This is a genomic window from Amycolatopsis sp. NBC_00355, from assembly GCF_036104975.1.
Classification (GTDB): Bacteria; Actinomycetota; Actinomycetes; order Mycobacteriales; family Pseudonocardiaceae; genus Amycolatopsis.
This window is the reverse complement of record NZ_CP107982.1, coordinates 8,438,729-8,457,180: the sequence shown is the minus strand read 5'-3', so window position 1 is coordinate 8,457,180 and position 18,452 is coordinate 8,438,729. Positions and strand designations below refer to the sequence as shown.

General features: G+C 71.4%; 19 protein-coding genes. 12 read left to right on the top strand and 7 right to left on the bottom strand.

The features are described from left to right. Nucleotides 1-15: 15 nt before the first annotated feature. From OHS18_RS39015 to OHS18_RS38980, 8 genes are all read left to right on the top strand, one after another. Nucleotides 16-1,014, top strand: coding sequence for an ABC transporter substrate-binding protein (locus OHS18_RS39015; protein ID WP_328614169.1), 999 nt, complete (start codon nucleotides 16-18; stop codon nucleotides 1,012-1,014). 188 nt (nucleotides 1,015-1,202) lie between these two features. Then, a complete protein-coding gene (locus tag OHS18_RS39010) occupies nucleotides 1,203-1,844 on the top strand; it encodes a hypothetical protein (protein ID WP_328614168.1) in 642 nt (213 codons plus the stop codon). 39 nt (nucleotides 1,845-1,883) lie between these two features. Beyond that, nucleotides 1,884-2,939, top strand: coding sequence for a sensor histidine kinase (locus tag OHS18_RS39005; RefSeq protein WP_328614167.1), 1,056 nt, complete (start codon nucleotides 1,884-1,886; stop codon nucleotides 2,937-2,939). Further along, nucleotides 2,936-3,691: a LytR/AlgR family response regulator transcription factor gene (locus OHS18_RS39000; protein WP_328614166.1), complete on the top strand. Its 756-nt coding sequence runs from the start codon at nucleotides 2,936-2,938 to the stop codon at nucleotides 3,689-3,691. Before OHS18_RS39005 ends, OHS18_RS39000 begins: the two co-directional genes overlap by 4 nt. Next, nucleotides 3,688-4,035: a hypothetical protein gene (locus OHS18_RS38995; protein ID WP_328614165.1), complete on the top strand. Its 348-nt coding sequence runs from the start codon at nucleotides 3,688-3,690 to the stop codon at nucleotides 4,033-4,035. The genes OHS18_RS39000 and OHS18_RS38995 overlap by 4 nt, the downstream gene beginning before the upstream one ends. Continuing rightward, on the top strand, nucleotides 4,035-5,759 hold the full coding sequence (locus tag OHS18_RS38990) for a sodium/solute symporter (RefSeq protein WP_328443926.1): 1,725 nt from the start codon (nucleotides 4,035-4,037) through the stop codon (nucleotides 5,757-5,759). The genes OHS18_RS38995 and OHS18_RS38990 overlap by 1 nt, the downstream gene beginning before the upstream one ends. 129 nt (nucleotides 5,760-5,888) lie before the next feature. Next, complete coding sequence (locus OHS18_RS38985) at nucleotides 5,889-6,251, top strand: DUF485 domain-containing protein (RefSeq protein ID WP_328443927.1); 363 nt, start codon at nucleotides 5,889-5,891, stop codon at nucleotides 6,249-6,251. Beyond that, complete coding sequence (locus OHS18_RS38980) at nucleotides 6,251-7,882, top strand: solute symporter family protein (protein WP_328618654.1); 1,632 nt, start codon at nucleotides 6,251-6,253, stop codon at nucleotides 7,880-7,882. The genes OHS18_RS38985 and OHS18_RS38980 overlap by 1 nt, the downstream gene beginning before the upstream one ends. Nucleotides 7,883-7,954: 72 nt before the next feature. On the opposite strand, the gene OHS18_RS38975 is transcribed toward OHS18_RS38980, so the two are convergent. Continuing rightward, the gene (locus OHS18_RS38975) at nucleotides 7,955-8,695 is read right to left on the bottom strand and encodes an isocitrate lyase/PEP mutase family protein (RefSeq protein ID WP_328614164.1); all 741 of its coding nucleotides are present in this window, start codon (nucleotides 8,693-8,695) and stop codon (nucleotides 7,955-7,957) included. After that, entirely contained in the window at nucleotides 8,692-9,153 is a 462-nt protein-coding gene (locus tag OHS18_RS38970) for a carboxymuconolactone decarboxylase family protein (protein WP_328614163.1), read from the bottom strand. Before OHS18_RS38970 ends, OHS18_RS38975 begins: the two co-directional genes overlap by 4 nt. A gap of 46 nt (nucleotides 9,154-9,199) precedes the next feature. Here OHS18_RS38970 and pdxR point away from each other — a divergent pair, with 46 nt between their 5' ends. After that, nucleotides 9,200-10,570 carry a MocR-like pyridoxine biosynthesis transcription factor PdxR gene (pdxR, locus tag OHS18_RS38965; protein WP_328614162.1) on the top strand — a complete coding sequence of 457 codons (1,371 nt, stop codon included), beginning with the start codon at nucleotides 9,200-9,202 and terminating at the stop codon, nucleotides 10,568-10,570. 619 nt (nucleotides 10,571-11,189) lie between these two features. Here pdxR and OHS18_RS38960 read toward each other — a convergent pair. After that, the gene (locus OHS18_RS38960) at nucleotides 11,190-11,918 is read right to left on the bottom strand and encodes a peptidylprolyl isomerase (RefSeq protein ID WP_328614161.1); all 729 of its coding nucleotides are present in this window, start codon (nucleotides 11,916-11,918) and stop codon (nucleotides 11,190-11,192) included. A gap of 194 nt (nucleotides 11,919-12,112) precedes the next feature. Between OHS18_RS38960 and OHS18_RS38955 the strand changes: the two genes are divergently transcribed. Next, on the top strand, nucleotides 12,113-12,664 hold the full coding sequence (locus OHS18_RS38955; protein WP_328614160.1) for a DUF6939 family protein: 552 nt from the start codon (nucleotides 12,113-12,115) through the stop codon (nucleotides 12,662-12,664). 95 nt (nucleotides 12,665-12,759) lie between these two features. On the opposite strand, the gene meaB is transcribed toward OHS18_RS38955, so the two are convergent. After that, nucleotides 12,760-13,725 (bottom strand): methylmalonyl Co-A mutase-associated GTPase MeaB, encoded by a 966-nt coding sequence (gene meaB / locus OHS18_RS38950; RefSeq protein ID WP_328614159.1) that lies wholly within the window; start codon nucleotides 13,723-13,725, stop codon nucleotides 12,760-12,762. Then, the gene (locus tag OHS18_RS38945) at nucleotides 13,726-14,913 is read right to left on the bottom strand and encodes an acetyl-CoA C-acetyltransferase (RefSeq protein WP_328614158.1); all 1,188 of its coding nucleotides are present in this window, start codon (nucleotides 14,911-14,913) and stop codon (nucleotides 13,726-13,728) included. It abuts the gene before it with no gap. 137 nt (nucleotides 14,914-15,050) lie between these two features. On the opposite strand from OHS18_RS38945, the gene mce reads away from it, so the two are divergent. Further along, nucleotides 15,051-15,506, top strand: a complete 456-nt coding sequence (gene mce / locus OHS18_RS38940) for a methylmalonyl-CoA epimerase (RefSeq protein ID WP_328614157.1) — start codon at nucleotides 15,051-15,053, stop codon at nucleotides 15,504-15,506. Between the two features lie 216 nt (nucleotides 15,507-15,722). Here mce and OHS18_RS38935 read toward each other — a convergent pair whose 3' ends face one another. Further along, nucleotides 15,723-16,295: a TetR/AcrR family transcriptional regulator gene (locus OHS18_RS38935; RefSeq protein ID WP_328614156.1), complete on the bottom strand. Its 573-nt coding sequence runs from the start codon at nucleotides 16,293-16,295 to the stop codon at nucleotides 15,723-15,725. A gap of 235 nt (nucleotides 16,296-16,530) precedes the next feature. Then, complete coding sequence (locus tag OHS18_RS38930) at nucleotides 16,531-16,899, bottom strand: SPW repeat domain-containing protein (protein WP_328614155.1); 369 nt, start codon at nucleotides 16,897-16,899, stop codon at nucleotides 16,531-16,533. A 206-nt stretch (nucleotides 16,900-17,105) separates the two neighbouring features. Here OHS18_RS38930 and ccrA point away from each other — a divergent pair, with 206 nt between their 5' ends. Continuing rightward, nucleotides 17,106-18,446: a crotonyl-CoA carboxylase/reductase gene (gene ccrA, locus OHS18_RS38925; RefSeq protein ID WP_328614154.1), complete on the top strand. Its 1,341-nt coding sequence runs from the start codon at nucleotides 17,106-17,108 to the stop codon at nucleotides 18,444-18,446. Nucleotides 18,447-18,452: the final 6 nt, after the last annotated feature.

The following is an 18,452-nucleotide window of genomic DNA, read 5'->3' as shown; positions in this document are numbered from 1 at the left end:
AAAGAGGTGCTTCCGATGAACTTGACCAAGACGCTCGTCGCGGCCGGGGCGCTGGCGTCCGCCGCCGCGCTGCTCACCGCGTGCGGTTCCGGCACGGTGGGCGACACCGGCGGCGGCAGCAGCCAGGCCAACTCGGCCAACGCCAAGAAGCTCGCGCTGATCCCGGGTGTGCAGGCCGAGCCGTTCTACATCTCGCTGCAGTGCGGCGCGCAGGCCGAGGCGAAGAAGCTCGGCTACGAGCTGACCACGCAGGCGCCCCAGAAGTTCGACGCGCCGCTGCAGACCCAGCTCGTCAACGCGCTCGGCACGAACCCGCCGGCCGCGCTGCTCATCGCGCCCACCGACGACACGGCGATGCTCGCGCCGATCCAGCAGGTCAAGGCGCGCGGCACGAAGATCGTCGAGGTCGACACCTCGCTCAAGGACACCAGTGTCGCGGAGTCGTCCGTCTCCTCCGACAACGCCGCGGGCGGCAAGCTCGCCGCGCAGACCATGGCCAAGCTGGCCGCCGGCAAGAGCGGCTCGGTGCTGGTGCTCGACACCATCGCCGGCACGTCGACGACGGCCGCCCGCGTCAAGGGCTTCGAGGAGGAGCTGAAGAACACGCCGAACCTGAAGTCGGTCGGCGTCCAGTTCACCCAGAACGAGCCCGACCAGGCCGCGTCCAAGGTGACCGCGGCGCTGGCCGCCACCCCGGACCTCATCGGCGTCTTCGCGACCAACCTCAACACCGGTGAGGGCGCGGCGACCGGCCTGCGCAACTCCGGCAAGGTCGGCGCGGTCAACCTGATCGGCTTCGACGCCAGCCCGTCCGAGGTCGAAGGCCTCAAGAACGGCCAGTACCAGGCCCTGATCGCGCAGGACCCGGCGTCGATCGGCACCCAGGGTGTCGACCAGGCGGTCGCGGCGCTCGAGGGCAAGCCGGTGACCCGGAACCTGACCGCGCAGCTGCACTCGATCACCAAGGACGACATGGCGGCCAACTCTCAGTACTTCTACAAGCAGAGCTGCTGACCCGTCCGTCAGAGGCCCCGTGAGAGGTGTGCGCGCCTCTCACGGGGCCTCTGAACTGGGCTTTCCTCACTGCCGGTCACCGTGGCAGGGGAACCACTCACCGCATGGGTCATTCCCCCGGACGGGCGTCTTACGTCACACTGACTGCACATGCATCGGCACATGCACGAGCCGCCGGGGAGGGTGCGATGGGGTACGAGAGGCCGGCAGTGCACCGGACGATCTTCGCAGTGGACGTGGAGGGGTACGGCGATCCGCGCCGGACCACGCCCCACCGGCTGGCGCTGCGCGAAGGGCTGTACAGCGCCCTGCGCCGGGCGTTCGACGACGCGGGCGTCCCCTGGGCGGACTGCCGGAACGAGGACTGCGGCGACGGGGTGTTCGTCCTGGTCCCGCCGGAGATCCCCAAGGGGCCGTTCGTCGAGTTCCTGCCGAACGCGCTCGCCGTGGCGCTGCACCGGCACAACCTGACCCACGACGCCGGGGCGCGGATCCGGCTCCGGATGGCGCTGCACGCGGGCGAAATCGCCTACGACGACCACGGCGTCACCGCGCCGTCGATCAACCACTCGTTCCGGCTGCTGGAGGCACCGCCGCTCAAGGAGGCGCTCAAGACGTCGCGGGGAGTGCTGGCGCTGATCACCTCGGCGTGGTTCTTCGACGAGGTCGTCCGGCACAGCGACGGGCTCGACCCGACGACGTTCCGGCCGGTGTCGGTGGCGGTGAAGGAGACCCGGACGACCGGCTGGATCTCACTGCCCGACCGGCCCTTCCCGGCCGACGCGGAGCTGCTGGCCACGGCCGGACCTGGCGGGACCGTGGCACCGTAGGATCTACTGCCCTGGACACCGTCGCCGAGGGGAGGCCCGATGACCGCGCTGCGCCTGGGGGCGGCGTCCCGCGCCGACCCGCTGCCGGTGCTCGCCGCGGCCCGCCGGATCACCGACGACCTGCGTGACGGCCTGTCCGGCACCCGCGCCCGCCGCGCCGCGCACGGCCTGCGGCGGCTGTTCGGCTTCCCCGGCGTCGGCCTCACCGACCTGTCCGGGGTACTGCACTGGTCGGGCCGTCCCGGGCCGGACGACGTCGTCGCGACGGTGCTGGACGGCGTGCTGCACAGCGAGGAACCGGCCTCCGCCGACGACGTCCTCGTGCTGCCGCTGCACGCCCACGACGAGCTGGCCGGGGCGCTGCTGGTCGTCGGCGACGTCCGGGATTCCGTCGCCGGCCAAGCCGCGGACCTGGTCATCCGGGCGCTGGAACGCGGCCGGCTCGAGGCGTCCGCCGAACAGGCCGCCCAGGCCGAACTGCGCGCGCTGCGGGCCGAGATGTCGCCGCACTTCGTCTACAACGCGCTCACCGTCATCGCGTCGCTGGTGCGCTCGGACCCCGACCGCGCGCGGGACCTGATGCTCGACTTCGCCGACTACACGCGCTACAGCCTGGCCCGGCACGGCGAGTACACCGTCGTCGCCGAGGAGTTCCGCGCGATCGAGACGTACCTGGCGCTGCAGCGGGCGGTGCTCGGCGAGCGGCTGCGCGTCCAGGTGCGGGTCGCGCCGGAGATCCTCGCCGTCGCGGTGCCGTACCTCGTGCTGGAACCGTTGGTGGAGAACGCGATCCGGCACGGCATCGAGCCGCGCCCGGAGGCCGGGCTGGTCCAGGTGCACGGCCAGGCGGAAGGGAACGACTGCGTGATCGTCGTCGAGGACGACGGGGTCGGCATGGACCCGAAGCGGGCCGCGGACCTGCTCGCCGGGCGCGTCGGCGACGACGACGCCGCGGGTCTGGGACTGGCCAATGTGGACAGACGACTGCGGGACGTCTACGGCGCCTGGTACGGCCTGACCGTGGAGACCGAGGTCGGGGCGGGCACCCGGGTGATCGTGCGGGTGCCGCTGTTCCAGCCGGGAGTGCTGCCGTGACCGGCCTGCGCGTGCTCGCCGTCGACGACCTGCCGCCCGCGTTGGACGAACTGTGCCGGATGCTGCGCGAAGCGCCCGAAGTCGGCGAAGTCGTCGGCGCGGGTGACGCGCTGAAGGCGTTGAAGCTGCTTCAGGCGGACAGGTTCGACGCGGTGTTCCTCGACATCTCGATGCCCGGTCTCGACGGGCTCGAACTGGCGTCGCTGCTGGCGAAGCTGAGCGAGCCGCCGGTGATCGTGTTCGTCACGGCGCACGACGGCCACGCCGTCACGGCGTACGGCATCGGCGCGGTCGACTACCTGCTCAAACCGGTCCGGGCCGAACGCCTCGCCGCAGCGCTGGCGAAGGTCGGCCGGATGGCGACGCCCGCGGGCCGGCCGACGCCGGACGCGATGGCCGCGCTCCCGGTCGAGTCCGGCGGCCGCACCCGCTACGTCCGCCGGGACGACGTCCTGTTCGTCGAGGCGCACGGCGACTACGTCCGGCTGCACACCCGCGGCGGTGTGCACCTGGTGCGGATGCCGATCTCACGGCTCGAGGAGTACTGGGAGGGCACCGGGTTCAGCCGGGTGCACCGCGGGTTCCTGCTCGCCGTCGGCGCGGTGCTGGAGCTGCGCAGCGACTCCGCCGGCGGGCTGCTCGCGCACACCGAGGCGGGCGACGTCCCGGTCAGCCGGCGCCACGCGCGTGACCTGCGGGACCGGTTGCTCGAAGCCGCCCAGCGCGGCCGGCTCGGGCCGGGCGCGCGATGAGCAGGATCCGGCGGGTCGCCGTGACCAGCCCGCAGACGCGCCTCGCCCACGCCCGACGTCGCTCACGCGGCCGCTGGCGGGTCCCGCGGCTGCCACCGGCGGAGACCCAGCGCGCCACCGCGCTGTACCGCGCGCAACGCCGGCACGGCATCCCCGCGCTGGTGCTGATGTTCGCGCTGCTGCTGGGCCTGCCGGGGGTGTTCGCGCTCTTCCCCGGCCTCGATTCGGTGCGGCTGCTGGGGATCCCGGTGTCCTGGCTGATGATCGCGGTCCTGCCGTACCCGTCGATGGCGCTGCTGGCGCGCTGGCAGCTGCGCCGAGCCGAGCGCATCGAGGACGAGTAGTGGGCGTCGCGCTCGCCGTCGCGCCGGTCGTGCTCATGACGCTGCTGATCGGCGTCCGCGGGGTCGCCGCGATGCGCACGACGTCGGACTTCCTCGTGGCGTCCCGGCGGATCTCACCGCTGGTCAACTCGGCCGCGGTGTCGGGTGAGTACCTGTCGGCGGCGTCGTTCCTCGGCGTCGCGGGGCTCGTCGTCAAGGACGGCATCGGTGCGCTCTGGTACCCGGTCGGCTTCACCGCCGGGTACATCGCGATGCTCGTGCTGGTCGCCGCGCCGATGCGGCGCTCGGGCGCGCTGACGGTGCCCGACTTCGCCGAAGCCCGGCTCAACTCCCCCGCCCTGCGCCGCCTCGCCGCCGTCGTGGTGCTGGTGATCGGCACCATCTACGTCGTCCCGCAGTTCCGCACCGCGGGACTGGTGCTGACGGCGGTCGGCGGCACGCCGTACTGGGTCGGCGTCGTGCTGGCCGGCGCCGCGGTCAGCGTCACCCTGGCGCTGGGCGGGATGCGCGCGGCGACGTACGTCCAGGCGTTCCAGTTCGTGCTGAAGCTGCTGCTGTTCCTGATCCCGGCCATCTGGCTGGTGCTGCAGGCGGGCGCGGTCAACCGGGCCGACGCGCTGAACCCCGTCGAGTTCACCCACTTCACCCGCGAGACGCCGGTGAAGTTCGAGGTCGACGTCACGATGGTGATCCGCGAACCGACCGCCGTCCGGCGCAACGGCCTCGCGGAAACCCTGCCGCCAGGCGAATTCACCGCGCACAGCCAGGACGTCTTCGTGTTCGGGGAAGGCACGGCCGTGCCCGCGGTCCGCGGTGGCGCCCCGCTCGGCGGCCCGGACTGGCGGCGCCCGCTGCTCGACCTCGGCGACCAGGGTTACCCGCTGCTGGGCACGTGGTCCGTGCTCATCGCGACGATGCTCGGCACGATGGGCCTGCCGCACGTGCTCATGCGCTTCCACACCAGCCCGGACGGCCGCGCCGCGCGCCGCACCGCCGCGATCACCGTGGCCCTGCTGGGGATCTTCTACCTCTTCCCCGGCATCTACGGCGTCCTCGGCCGCGTCCTCGTCCCCGGGCTCTACCTCTCCGGCGCGACCGACACGGTCGTCGTCGCCCTGCCGTACCAAGTGGACAGTGGCTGGGCCGGCGGGCTGTTCACGGCGTTGCTGACCGCGGGCGCGTTCGCCGCGTTCCTGGCGACGTCGCTCGGACTGCTGCTGGTGATGTCCGGGGCGCTGGCGCACGACCTGGTGCCCGGTGGGCTGCGACGGCTGCGGTTCGCCGTGTTCGGCGTCGCCGGGGTGATGGTGCTGCTGGCCCTGCGCTCGGCCGAACTGGACGCCGGGGTGCTCGTCACGTGGGGCTTCACCGTCGCCGCGTCGACGTTCTGCCCGCTGCTCGTGCTCGGCATCTGGTGGCCGCGGCTGACCGCGGCCGGCGGCATCGCCGGTGTCCTGACCGGGCTCGTCGCGTCGTCCGGCTCGATCCTGTTCGCCCTCGCCGGCCCGGCACTGCACGGCTGGGTGGCGATCTTGGTGCAGCAACCGGCACCCTGGTCGGTACCGCTGGCGTTCGGCGTAATGGCGTTGGTCTCCCTGCGCGGCCGGCCCCCGCTCTGGGCGACGTCCGCGATGCTCCGCCTGCACCTGGACGAACCCCGTTCGGCCAGGCCGCGCGACCGTTCGTCAACCGTTCGTCGTCTCGCGAGGCTGTTGAGCCGCTGATTCTTCACGCGGGCCTTACCGCTCCCTACGGTGACGCGGACCACTTTTTCTGGGGCCAAGCCCCAGACCCCCTAGCCAGGGGCAAGCCCCTGGACCCCATTCGAATCCGCAACGTCGCGAGGGAGCAGTATGAGCACGACGGAACCCGGCGGACCCCCGGACACGGCTGACGCCGTCTGGGAACGCGCGCACAACAGCACCGAGTTCCGGGAGCTGCGCAGCCGCCTGCGCCGGTTCGTCTTCCCGATGGCGGCGTTGTTCCTGCTCTGGTACCTGCTCTACGTCCTGCTCGCCGACTACGCGCACGGCTTCATGAGCACGAAGGTCTTCGGCAACGTCAACATCGGCCTGATCTTCGGTCTCCTGCAGTTCGTCTCGACGTTCGTGATCACCGGGCTCTACGTCCGCTACGCGAACCGCCGTCTCGACCCGATCGCGGAGAAGATCCGCGAGGACATCGAAGCCGACAGCACGAAGGGGGAGCAGGCGTGATCACCACCATCGCCGCGGGAGTCGAAGGCAGCAACCCGCTCCTCAACATCAGCATCTTCGGTGTGTTCGTGATCATCACGCTGGTGATCGTGTTCCGGGCCAGCCGCAACAGCAAGACGGCGTCGGACTACTACGCCGCCGGCCGCGCGTTCACCGGCCCGCAGAACGGCATCGCGATCTCGGGTGACTACCTGTCCGCGGCGTCGTTCCTCGGCATCGCGGGCGCGATCGCCATCTACGGCTACGACGGCTTCCTCTACTCCATCGGCTTCCTGGTGGCCTGGCTGGTCGCGCTGCTGCTGGTCGCGGAGCTGCTGCGCAACACCGGCAAGTTCACGATGGGCGACGTCCTCGCGTTCCGGATGAAGCAGCGGCCGGTCCGCGCGGCGGCCGCGACGTCGACGATGGTCGTGTCGTTCTTCTACCTGCTGGCCCAGATGGCCGGCGCGGGCGGCCTGGTCGCGCTGCTGCTGGGCATCGAGGGCAAGACCGGCCAGTCGCTGGTCATCGTCATCGTCGGCGTGATCATGATCGCCTACGTGCTCATCGGCGGCATGAAGGGCACCACCTGGGTCCAGATCATCAAGGCCGCGCTGCTGATCGTCGGCGCGCTCGTGATGACGCTGTGGGTGCTCGGGAAGTACGGCTTCAACTTCTCGTCGCTGCTGCAGGGCGCGGTCGACAAGGCGGGCAAGACGGGTGAAGCGCTGCTCGGCCCGGGCAAGCAGTACGGCGCCACCGGAACGTCCAAACTGGACTTCTTCTCCCTCGGCATCGCGCTGGTGCTGGGCACCGCGGGCCTGCCGCACGTGCTGATGCGCTTCTACACCGTGCCGACCGCCCGCGACGCGCGTCGCTCGGTGGTCTGGGCGATCGTGCTGATCGGCGTGTTCTACCTGTTCACGCTGGTGCTGGGCTACGGCGCGGGCGCGCTGGTCGGCCCGGACAAGATCAAGGCCGCCCCCGGTGGCGCGAACTCGGCGGCACCGCTGCTCGCGCTCGAACTGGGCGGGCCGGTCCTGCTGGGCCTGATCGCGGCGGTCGCGTTCGCCACGATCCTCGCGGTGGTGGCGGGCCTGACGATCACGGCGTCGGCGTCGTTCGCACACGACGTCTACGCCAGCGTCATCAAGAAGGGCAAGGCGACGCCGGGTTCGGAGGTGAAGGTCGCCCGGATCACCGCCCTGGTGATCGGCGCCGTCGCCATCCTCGGCGGCATCCTGGCCAACGGGCAGAACGTGGCCTTCCTGGTCGCGCTGGCGTTCGCGGTGGCGGCGTCGGCGAACCTGCCGACGATCCTCTACTCGCTGTTCTGGAAGCGGTTCAACACCCAGGGCGCGCTGTGGTCGATCTACGGCGGCCTGGCCATCACGATCATCCTGATCGTGTTCTCCCCCGCGGTCTCGGGCAAGCCGATCGACCCGAAGACGCACAAGAGCGCGTCGATGCTCCAGGGCGTCGACTTCCACTGGTTCCCGCTCGACAACCCGGGCCTGGTCTCGATCCCGATCGCGTTCTTCCTCGGCTGGCTCGGCACGGTCCTGTCGAAGGAGCACAACGCGAAGAAGTACGCCGAGATGGAGGTCCGCTCCCTGACCGGCGCGGGCGCCGAGAAGGCCGTCTCCCACTAGCGGTCACCGACACCGAAGGCCGTCGCGAGGGTGTTCCCGATCCCCTCGCGGCGGCCTTCGGCCATTCCCCGGTCAGTACGGCAGGGTGCCCTCGGCGACCTCGGCCAGGGTGTCCGCGAGGAACTTCCTGGTGTGGCCCCACAGACCGCCGCCCAGCGAGATCCGCGCCACGCCCAGCTCGGCGAGCCCGGCGATGCCGGGGCTGCCCGGCCACGCGGGCGCGTTGACCGCACCGCCGACGCCCTGCACGAACTCCGCGAGCACGTCCGCGGTCCGCAGGTGGATCGGGTAGACGCAGTCGGCGCCCGCCTCGAAATACGCCTTCGCGCGAGCGACGTTGTCGGCCAGCACCTCACGGGGGTCGCTCGCGCCGCGGAACGAGTCGACGCGCGCGTTGATCACCAGGCCGTCACCGGCCGCTTCACGCAGGGCGGCGATCCGCCCGGCCTGCACAGCGACCGGCCGGACCTGCCCGGTGACGCTGTCGGTGTCCTCGAAGTTGAGGCCGGCCGCGCCGGCGTCCAGGAGGCGGGCAGCCAGCTCGGCGCCATCCAGGCCGTAGCCGGACTCGGCGTCCACCGTGACGGGCACACCGACGGCCTTCACGATCCGCGCGGCGGCCGCGAACATCTCGTCGACAGGCGCCTTCTCCCCGTCGGGGAAGCCGAGGGAGGCCGCGACGGCGACCGAACTGGTCGCGATCGCCGGGAACCCAGCAGCCTCGACGACCTTCGCGGTGTCGGCGTCCCAGGCGTTCGGCAGCACCAGCGGCTTGCCCGGGACGTGCAGGGCCTTGAGCGCGGCGGCGCTCACGCGTCGCGCTTCGGCAGCGGCGAGTGGCTGGTGACGGCCACCCGGTTCCAGCTGTTGATCGCGATGACCTGCCACGCGACGGCGCGGTACTGGTCTTCGGTGAACACGCGCACGGCCTCGTCGTAGACGTCGTCGGGGACGCTCTGGGTCGCGGCCAGCTTGGTCATCGCCTCGGTGAGGGCCAGGGCGGCCTGCTCCTGCTCGGTGAACAGGGTCGTCTCGCGCCAGCCGTCGAGCACGAACAGCCGCCGCGGCGACTCGCCGATCTCGAGCGCGTCGCGGCTGTGCATGTCGAGGCAGAACGCACAGCCGTTGAGCTGCGACGCGCGCATCTTCACCAGGTCCAGCAGCTTCTGCTCGATCCCCGCGTTGGCTGCGGCCTTGTCCACCTCGGCCTGCACGTTCGCCATCGCCTTGTAGATCTCGGGCGCGTGCCCGAGTCCGATTCGCTTCGTCATGGTGTCCACGCTAGCTCGCACTGGCCCACGGGTATGGTCCAGTCGTATGGCAGATTCGTGGACCAGTTCGGGCCTCGACGTCCACCTCGGCTGGCAGCCGGAGACCGGCCGCACCGGCCTGGCCGCGGCGATCCGGGCGGCCATCCGCGAAGGCCGCTGGCAGCCGGGCGCGGCCGTCCCGTCCACCCGGGCACTGGCCCAGGACCTCGGCGTCGCCCGCGGCACGGTCACCCGCGTCTACGCCGACCTCGCCGCCGAGGGCTACCTGCGCACTACCCAGGGCGCGCCGACCCGCGTCGCGACGGCGGGCGCGCTCCCCCAGTCCGCGCCCCGGCCGGCGCCCCGCGACCCGGCCCCGCGCTGGGACCTGCGGCCGGGCCGGCCGGATCTGACGGCGTTCCCCCGCCAGGCCTGGATCACGGCGACCCGCCGAGCCCTGCTGCGGACCCCGGCGGCGGCGTTCGGCTACGAGTCGGAACTCGGCGCCCCGGAGCTGCGCGACACGCTCGCCGCGTACCTGGCGCGCAGCCGCGGCGTGGTCGCGGACCCGGCGCGGATCGTGGTGTGCCACGGGTATTCCCACGCGATCGCCGTCCTCGCCCGGGCCCTGTCCGGCCTCAGTATCAACGAGATGGCGTTCGAAAACCCGTCCCTGCACATGTACCGGGACATCGCGGCGGCTCAGGGAACGCGAGTCGTCGGCGTGGAGGTGGACGAACACGGCCTCGACGTGTCCGCATTGGACAGTCCGGCGGTGGTCGTCACGGCGGCACACCAGTACCCCACCGGCGTGACTCTCGCCCCGCACCGCCGAACCCAGCTGGCCCGTTCGGGCGCCCTGGTCCTGGAAGACGACTACGACGGCGAGTTCCGCTTCGACCACCAGCAGGTCGGCGCCCTGCAGGCGCTCGCACCGGAACGGGTGATCTACGCGGGCACGGCCAGCAAAACCCTCGCCCCGGCGTTGCGCCTGGCCTGGCTGGTCCTCCCCCGTTCCCTGGTCGAACCGGTCCGAGCGGCCATGGCGGACAGCGGCTCCCACCCGGCGATCCTGAACCAGCTGGCCCTGGCCGAGCTGATCGACTCGGGCGGCTACGACCAGCACGTCCGCCGCAGCCGGGCCGAGTACCGCTCCCGCCGAGCCCGCCTCCTGGCGGCCCTCCCGGAAACGGTCCGCCCCCACGGCATCGCGGCGGGCCTGCACCTCCTGCTGATGCTCCCCCCGGACGGCCCCACGGAAACAGAAGCGCTGGCAGCCTGCCGCCGCCGCGCGATCGGCATCGAAGGCCTGGGCAGCTACTGGATGGACACCAACCGCCCCGGCGGCCTGATAGTCGGCTACGCCGCGCCACCCAGCCACGCCTTCCCCAGCGCCCTCCAAACCCTGCTGGAGGCCCTCTGGGAAATCAACACCTAACCCACCTCACCCCACTCCCCCAAGGCAAACAACTCGACTCGCCCGGCACCCGAACCGACCCTCCAGACACGCAACCGGACTCCCAGGCACAAGCCGGCCCCTCCAGACACGCGAGCCGACTCCCCAGGCACGAACCGACCCTCCAGGCACGCGAGCCGACTCCCCAGGTACGCGAGTCGACCCTCCAATCACGCGTGATGCCTCTCCAATCACGTGTGATGCCCTCTCAATCACACAAGATGCCTCTCAGCGCGCACGAATCCCGCCGCCATGCAAGCAAGTTCCGCCGCCGATCACCCGAATCCCGCCCCGCCCGCACTGTCCCGGCCTTGATCACGCCGGCCCCAGCCTCAACCGCGCGACTACCAACCTCACTGCGCCAGTCCGACCCCCATCACGCCGGTCACGCCCTAGCCACGCACATCCCGGCCGCAATCACACAAGTTCCGGCCGCAATCACACAAGTTCCGGCCCCAATCACACGAGTCCCGGCCCCGATCACGCCGGCCCCGCCCTCAATCACGCGCGTCCCCGCCCCAACCACGCCAATCCCGCCCCTATCAAGCGAGTCTCCTACCGAGCCCGCGGGCCACCCCGTCGAGGCGGCCCGCGGCACCCGTCAGAACCAGCAGTCGGGCCGAACCCGGAGCAGTTCCGTCTTCAGCACCGGCGTCCCGTCGACCGGCGCCGGGTCATCCGCGGTCGGCTGAACACCGCCCGCGGCGACCTTGTCGAGCGTCCGCAAGCCCGCCGCGCCGACCGTGCCGAACACCGTGTAGTCCGGCCGCAGCGCGGAATCGCCGTACACGACGAAGAACTGCGAGCCGTTCGTGGCCGGACCCGCGTTGGCCATCGCCAGCAATCCCCGCGCGTAGACGCGCCGCGCGCCGGTCGGGTCGGTGGGCACCGGCGGCAGGTTCACCGGCAGCTCGTCCTTGTACTTGTAGCCCGGCCCGCCCTCACCGGTCGCGGTCGGGTCGCCGCACTGCAGGACCTTCAGCGTCGGGTACGACGTCAGCCGGTGGCACACCGTGCGGTCGTAGAACCGGTGCTGCGCCAGGTGCAGGAAGCTCTGCACCGTGCATGGCGCCTCCGCGCGGTCGAGCCGCAACGGCAGCGCGCCCTGACTGGTCGGGACCGCGACGTCGACCTTGCCGCGATCCGGTGTGTGCCGCGGGTCGGGCGGCAGCGGCACCGGCCGCGAAGCCGGCTCGTCCGGCGTCTCGGTGTACTGGCAGGGGCCGTGCGTGGTCTTCGGCGGTGGCGGGGTGTCGTCCGCGGTGGCGACACCACTCCCGGCCGCGAACATCGCGCCTACCGCCAGCGCGGTGACGAGTGCCTTCTTCATCTTGCACGTCCTCCCAGTGATCGCCCGGTTCCGGAGCGTCCGCAGTCTAGGACCCGGCACCGACAGGAAGAACCGGCGAAAGTCGCCCATGTCATCCACTCGGGTGAACCCCGGCGCCGGAACCCGGAAATTGTCGGACCCCCGGAGCACGATCTCGATCACGCGGCAAAGCGCCGCCGACGAAGGGGGAAGTCATGGCGGTCCACGTGGTCAACCGGCGAAGAAACACTGTGGCGGCAAGCCATCCCGGCGCGCTGATCGCGGACGTGACGTCGCGCGGGCCGGAGCCCTGGGTGCGGTTCAGCCCGTTCTACCCGCACGGCGGGATCCCGGTGCCGTACTCGCCGGGCGTCGAGAGCGCGTCGGTCGAAGGGATCTGGCAGGCGCTGAAAGTCTTCCGCGGCACGGGAATCGACGTCGGGAAGCTGGGCGTGACGTCGATGAAGGGCCTGAAGCGCACGGTCCGCAAACACGGCGAGGTGGTGGGTCACCGCACCGGCGTCGAGGGCTCGGAGCTGCTGGCGTACGAACAGGCCCGAAGGCGGATCTACCTGCCGTCCTACCGCTGGGTCCTGGAGAACCGGCTGGCCGACCTGGTCGGCGAGCTCCGCGAAGCGAGCGCGGAGCGGGACATCGTCCTGCTGGACTACACGACGAACGGTGATGTCGAGAACCTGTCGAAACCGTTGTCCCACGCGGCATTGCTGCGAACGCACCTGACCGGGGAGTGGCCGTGTTCGCTCTGAGCCTCCGGATATTCGCCCGGCTCGTCAACGGCGCACTACGCCTGGTCGCCGAGCACGGGAAACCTCCGCGATTCGGCGCCGCTCCTGAAGCGGCGTCAGCCCCGCAGGTCCGCGATCAGCGCGTCGGCGGCGGCGAACGGGTCCAGCTCCCGGGCGACGACCCGTTCGGCCACGCCCGCCAGCCGGCCGCCACCACGCAGGTCGGTCAGCTCGGCCCGCAACCGCCGGAGCGCGATGGCCTCCACCTCGTCGCGGGCCCGCGCCACCCGGCGGCGGCCCAGCTCGTCGTGGGCGACCAGCCAGTCGTGGTGGTCGGCCAGCGCGCGCACGAGGTCGTCGACACCCTCGCCCTTGGCCGCGACCGTCCGGACGATCGGCTGGCGCCAGCCCGGTCCCCGGATCTCCCGGCGCGCCAGCGAGATCATCTGCTTGAGGTCGTGCACCGTGGCGTCTGCGCCGTCGCGGTCGGCCTTGTTGACGACGAAGACGTCGGCGATCTCCAGCACGCCGGCCTTGGCGGCCTGGATCCCGTCGCCCATGCCCGGCGCGAGCAGCACCACGGTGGTGTCGGCCAGTTTCACGACGTCCACTTCGGACTGCCCGACCCCGACGGTCTCGATCAGCACCACGTCGAAGCCGGCCGCGTCGAGCACGCGCACGGCCTGCGGGGTGGCCCACGAAAGTCCGCCGAGGTGGCCACGCGTGGCCATCGACCGGATGAACACGCCGGGATCGGTGGCGTGCTCGGTCATCCGGATCCGGTCGCCGAGCAGTGCCCCGCCGGAAAAGGGCGAAGACGGGTCGATCGCGAGCACGCCGACCCGCATGCCTTCCGCGCGCAGGGCGGTGAGCAGCGCCGACGTCGAAGTCGACTTGCCGACGCCGGGCGGTCCGGTGAGCCCGACGATCCGGGCCCGACCGGTGTGCGGCGTCAGCGCCCGCGCGATCTCCGCGACGCGCGGGTGGGCGTCCTCGACGAGCGAAAGCAGCCGCGCGACGGCACGGGGTTGCCCGTCCCGCGCGCGGCCGACCAGGTCGTCGAGGTCGAGTGGGCCGGTCACTTACGCGGACGGCACCCGCAGCAGCAGGGCGTCGCCCTGGCCGCCGCCACCGCACAGAGCGGCGGCACCGAGCCCGCCGCCGCGGCGGCGAAGCTCGTGGATCAGGTGCACGGCCAGCCGCGCCCCGGACGCCCCGATCGGGTGGCCGAGCGCGATGGCGCCGCCGTTGACGTTGACCTTCTCCGGGTCGATGCCGAGCTTGTCGGTCGACACCAGGCCGACGGCGGCGAAGGCTTCGTTGATCTCGATCAGGTCGAGCGCGTCGGCGGTGAGCTTCTCCTTCGCCAGCGCGGCGAGGATGGCGTTCGACGGCTGCTCGTGCAGGCTCGCGTCCGGCCCGGCGACGACCCCGTGCGCGCCGATCTCGGCGAGCGGCGTGAGGCCCAGTTCCTCGGCCTTCGCCTTGCTGGCCACGATCACCGCGGCGGCGCCGTCGGAGATCTGCGAGGCCGAGCCCGCGGTGATGGTGCCGTCGGAGGCGAAGGCGGGGCGCAGCTTCGCGAGGCCCTCGGCGGTGGTGTCGGCGCGGACACCCTCGTCGGTGTCGAAGACCACCGGGTCGCCCTTGCGCTGCGGGATGGAGACCGGCGCGATCTCGTCGGTGAAGTAGCCGCTCTTGATGGCTTCGGCCGCGCGCTGGTGGGAGCGCGCCGAGAACGCGTCCTGCTGCTCGCGGGTGACGCCGTAGCGGGCGTTGTACTTCTCCGTCGACGAGCCCATGGCGACCTGGTCGAAGGCGCAGAAGAGACCGTCGTAGGCCATGTGGTCGACGAGCGTGGTGTCGCCGTACTTGAAGCCGGAGCGGGACTTGGGCAGCAGGTGCGGCGCCTGGGTCATCGACTCCTGGCCACCGGCCACGACGAGGTCGAACTCGCCCGCGCGGATCAGCTGGTCGGCGAGCGCGATGGCGTCTAGGCCGGAGAGGCAGACCTTGTTGATCGTCAGCGCGGGCACGCTCATCGGGATGCCCGCGGCGACCGCGGCCTGGCGGGCCGGGATCTGGCCGGCGCCGGCGGTCAGCACCTGACCCATGATCGTGTACTGCACCGCGTCCGGGGCGACCCCGGCGCGTTCGAGGGCCGCTTTGATCGCGACCCCGCCCAGCTGCGCCCCCGTGAGGTCCTTGAGGGACCCCAGCAGGCGCCCGATCGGTGTACGGGCGGCACCCAGGATCACGGAACCGGACACGGCGTCCTCCAAGCTTCGGCGCATGGGCAGTTCGCTCGACCATACCCGGGAGGTGACCTTCTTGATGGAGCCAGTGTGAGGCGGGGCACGCCACGATTCCGGCTGGACGCCGTACCGCGGCCCCCTATCCTGCCTCCATGAATGACGCCCTGAAGCCGTTCGTGACGGCCATCGACCACGTCGGCATCGCGGTCCCTGATCTGGATGCGGCCATCGAGTTCCACCGCGCGCACTTCGGCCTGGAAGTGGCGCACGAGGAGGTGAACGAGGAGCAGGGAGTCCGCGAAGCGATGCTGCGCGCGCCCGGCACGGCGGGCACGGAGACGCAGATCCAGCTGCTGGCCCCGCTGCGCGACGACTCGGCGATCGGCAAGTTCCTCGCGAAGAGCGGCTCCGGGCTGCAGCAGCTGGCGTACCGCGTGTCCGATGTGGACGCGGCAGCGGCGGCCCTGCGCGGCCAGGGTCTGCGCCTGCTGTACGAGGAGGCGAAGCGCGGCACGTCCAACAGCCGGGTGAACTTCGTCCACCCGAAGGACGCGGGCGGCGTCCTCGTGGAGCTGGTGGAGCCGGCCAAGGACGGCGCCGCGCACTGAGCGCCGACGCCCAATCCTGACCGGCACCACAGGGTCAACGCGGAAGCCACTGTGCAACAGAGCCGCGAAGCAGGGGCGGGGCGGGGCGGGGCGGGGCGGGGCGGGGCGGGGCGGGGCGGGGCGGGGAAGCCTGACCCGCATCGGCCGGCGGCGTCCAGCCCGGCTTGTCACCGTCACCTGCGGGGCTGAGCCCCTGCGGCGCTGGACCCTCCGGCGCTAGGCGGGCGCAGCCTTGGCGGCGAGCGACTCCGCGATGAAGGTGAGCTCGCCGTCGAACTCGGCGGGGAGGTCGTCCTCCGAATGGCGGGCCGTCGCGTGCCGGTGGCTGACCGCGCGGGCGAGCAGGCCCGACGCGCGGTCGACGTCGGCGCTCGGCAAGTGGCCGACGGTGGCCGCCAGGATCACCGAACGGACCTGGCGCACCAGCACCTGGAAGCGCTCGTGGAGGGCGTCGCGGACGGCGTGGTGGGTGTCGGCCTCGCGCCACAGCAGGTGCGAGAGCCCGAGCGACCGGCTGAAGCGGCGGTCCAGTTCGCGGACGAGCCGGCGCAGGCTGCCCGCCAGGTCGCCGGGGACGACGACCGCGGCCGGTTCGATGCGCTCGTCGGGCAGCCGCTCGACGAGGGCGGTGAGCAGGTCCGCCTTGTGCCGGAAGTAGTAGTGCACCAGGCCCTTCGGCACCCCGGCCCGCTCCGCGACGCGGGAGGTCGGGGTGGCGTCGAAGCCGGATTCGGCGAAGAGCACCTCGGCGGCGCAGAGAATGCGCTCTTTCGCCGAATCCTCGGTCATTCCGGTGCCTCCTGGTCGTTCGGTGCGGCCGTGCGGTGCAGGTCGTGCGGCCGGCCGATCAGTGCCGGCCAGCGGGTCGTGCAGCCGACCGGTCAGTGCCGGCCGGCCAAGTCGGTCAGTGCCAGCCGACCGACCGTGCAGCGCCAGCCTGCCGTGCAGCGCCAGCCAGCCGGTCAAGGCCAGCCGGTCGGTCAAGGCCAGCCGACCGGCCGTGCAGCCGACCGATGCCGGCGGCTCAGTGCTGGCCCGCCGTGCGGTGCGCGGCGTTCGCGACCGGCATCGCCGCCGCGCCCGCGATGACCGTCAGCACCCCGGCGATCCAGGACGTCCAGGACGCGCCGTTGAGCTCGGTGTACTCCAGCACCCACGGCGCGATGAAGAACAGCACGCCGAGGGCGATCTGGATGCCCTCGCCGTAGACGAGGCCGGGCTTCGCGAGCGAGACCAGGCCGTCGAGTGCGATCAGTGCTCCCAGGACGACCATCGTCCACATCACGGTCGTGTCCGTGCTCAGCCAAAGGGGTGAAAGAGCGGCGACGACCCCGATGACGACCTCGGTCCAGTCGTGGGGCCGGGTCCATGCGCGCGTGGTGACTTCACTCATCCGTGCTCACCTCCGTAGGTGATCCTGCTGGTCGGGGCGGTATTCCCCCTATCGAGCATCCGGCTTGACTGGCCGGCCGGTCAAGATTGATCGGTCACAGTTGGAGGTGTAATCGTGCTGCTCGTCTCGTACAGTTGTGGACGCGAGTTACCGGCGAGTAATTTCTGCCGCCAACGCCGTTGACCCCCATCTCCGCGGAGGAACCGATGACGCAGCTCGGCGAGATCCAGCAGGCCATCCTGAACGGCGAGTCGGCCGCGGTCGGCTCGTTGCCCGTGCCGGAGACCTACCGGGGCGTGACCGTCCACGCGGACGAGGTCGACATGTTCGAGGGCCTCGAGAGCCGGGACAAGGACCCGCGCAAGTCGCTGCACGTGGACGAAGTGCCCGTCCCGGAGCTGGGCCCCGGCGAGGCCCTGGTCGCGGTGATGGCGAGCGCCATCAACTACAACACCGTGTGGACGTCGATCTTCGAGCCGATCCCCACGTTCAAGTTCCTGAAGAAGTACGGCAAGCTCTCGCCGCTGGCGAAGCGGCACGACCTGCCCTACCACGTGGTCGGCTCGGACCTGTCCGGCGTCGTGCTGCGCACCGGGGTCGGCGTGCACACCTGGAAGCCCGGCGACGAGGTGGTCGCGCACTGCCTGAACGTCGAGCTCGAAAGCCCGGACGGGCACAACGACACGATGCTCGACACCGAGCAGCGGATCTGGGGCTTCGAGACGAACTTCGGCGGCCTCGCCGAGGTCGCGCTGGTCAAGGCGAACCAGCTGATGCCGAAGCCGGACCACCTCACCTGGGAGGAGGCCGCCTCCCCCGGGCTGGTCAACTCCACCGCCTACCGCCAGCTCGTCTCGCGCAACGGCGCGGACATGAAGCAGGGTGACGTCGTCCTGATCTGGGGCGCTTCGGGCGGCCTCGGCTCCTACGCGACGCAGTACGCGCTGAACGGCGGCGCCATCCCGGTGTGTGTCGTGTCCAGCCCGGAGAAGGCCGCGATCTGCCGGAAGCTCGGCGCCGAGCTGATCATCGACCGCAGCGCCGAGGCCTACAAGTTCTGGAAGAGCGACACCGAGCAGGACCCGAAGGAGTGGCAGCGGTTCGGCGCGAAGATCCGCGAGCTGACCGGCGGCGAGGACCCCGACATCGTGTTCGAGCACCCGGGCCGGGAGACGTTCGGCGCGTCCGTCTACGCCGCGCGCAAGGGCGGCACGATCGTCACCTGTGCGTCCACCTCGGGCTACATGCACCAGTACGACAACCGCTACCTGTGGATGAACCTGAAGCGGATCGTCGGCTCCCACTTCGCGAACTACCGCGAGTCCTGGGAGGCGAACCGGCTGATCGCGAAGGGGCTGATCCACCCGACGCTGTCGAAGACGTACTCGCTCGAAGAGACCGGGCAGGCCGCGCTGGACGTCCACCGCAACGCGCACCAGGGCAAGGTCGGCGTGCTCGCGCTCGCGCCGCAGGAAGGCCTCGGCGTCCGCGACGAGGAGAAGCGCGCGAAGCACCTTGAAGGGATCAACGCGTTCCGCGGCGCCTGAGCCGCG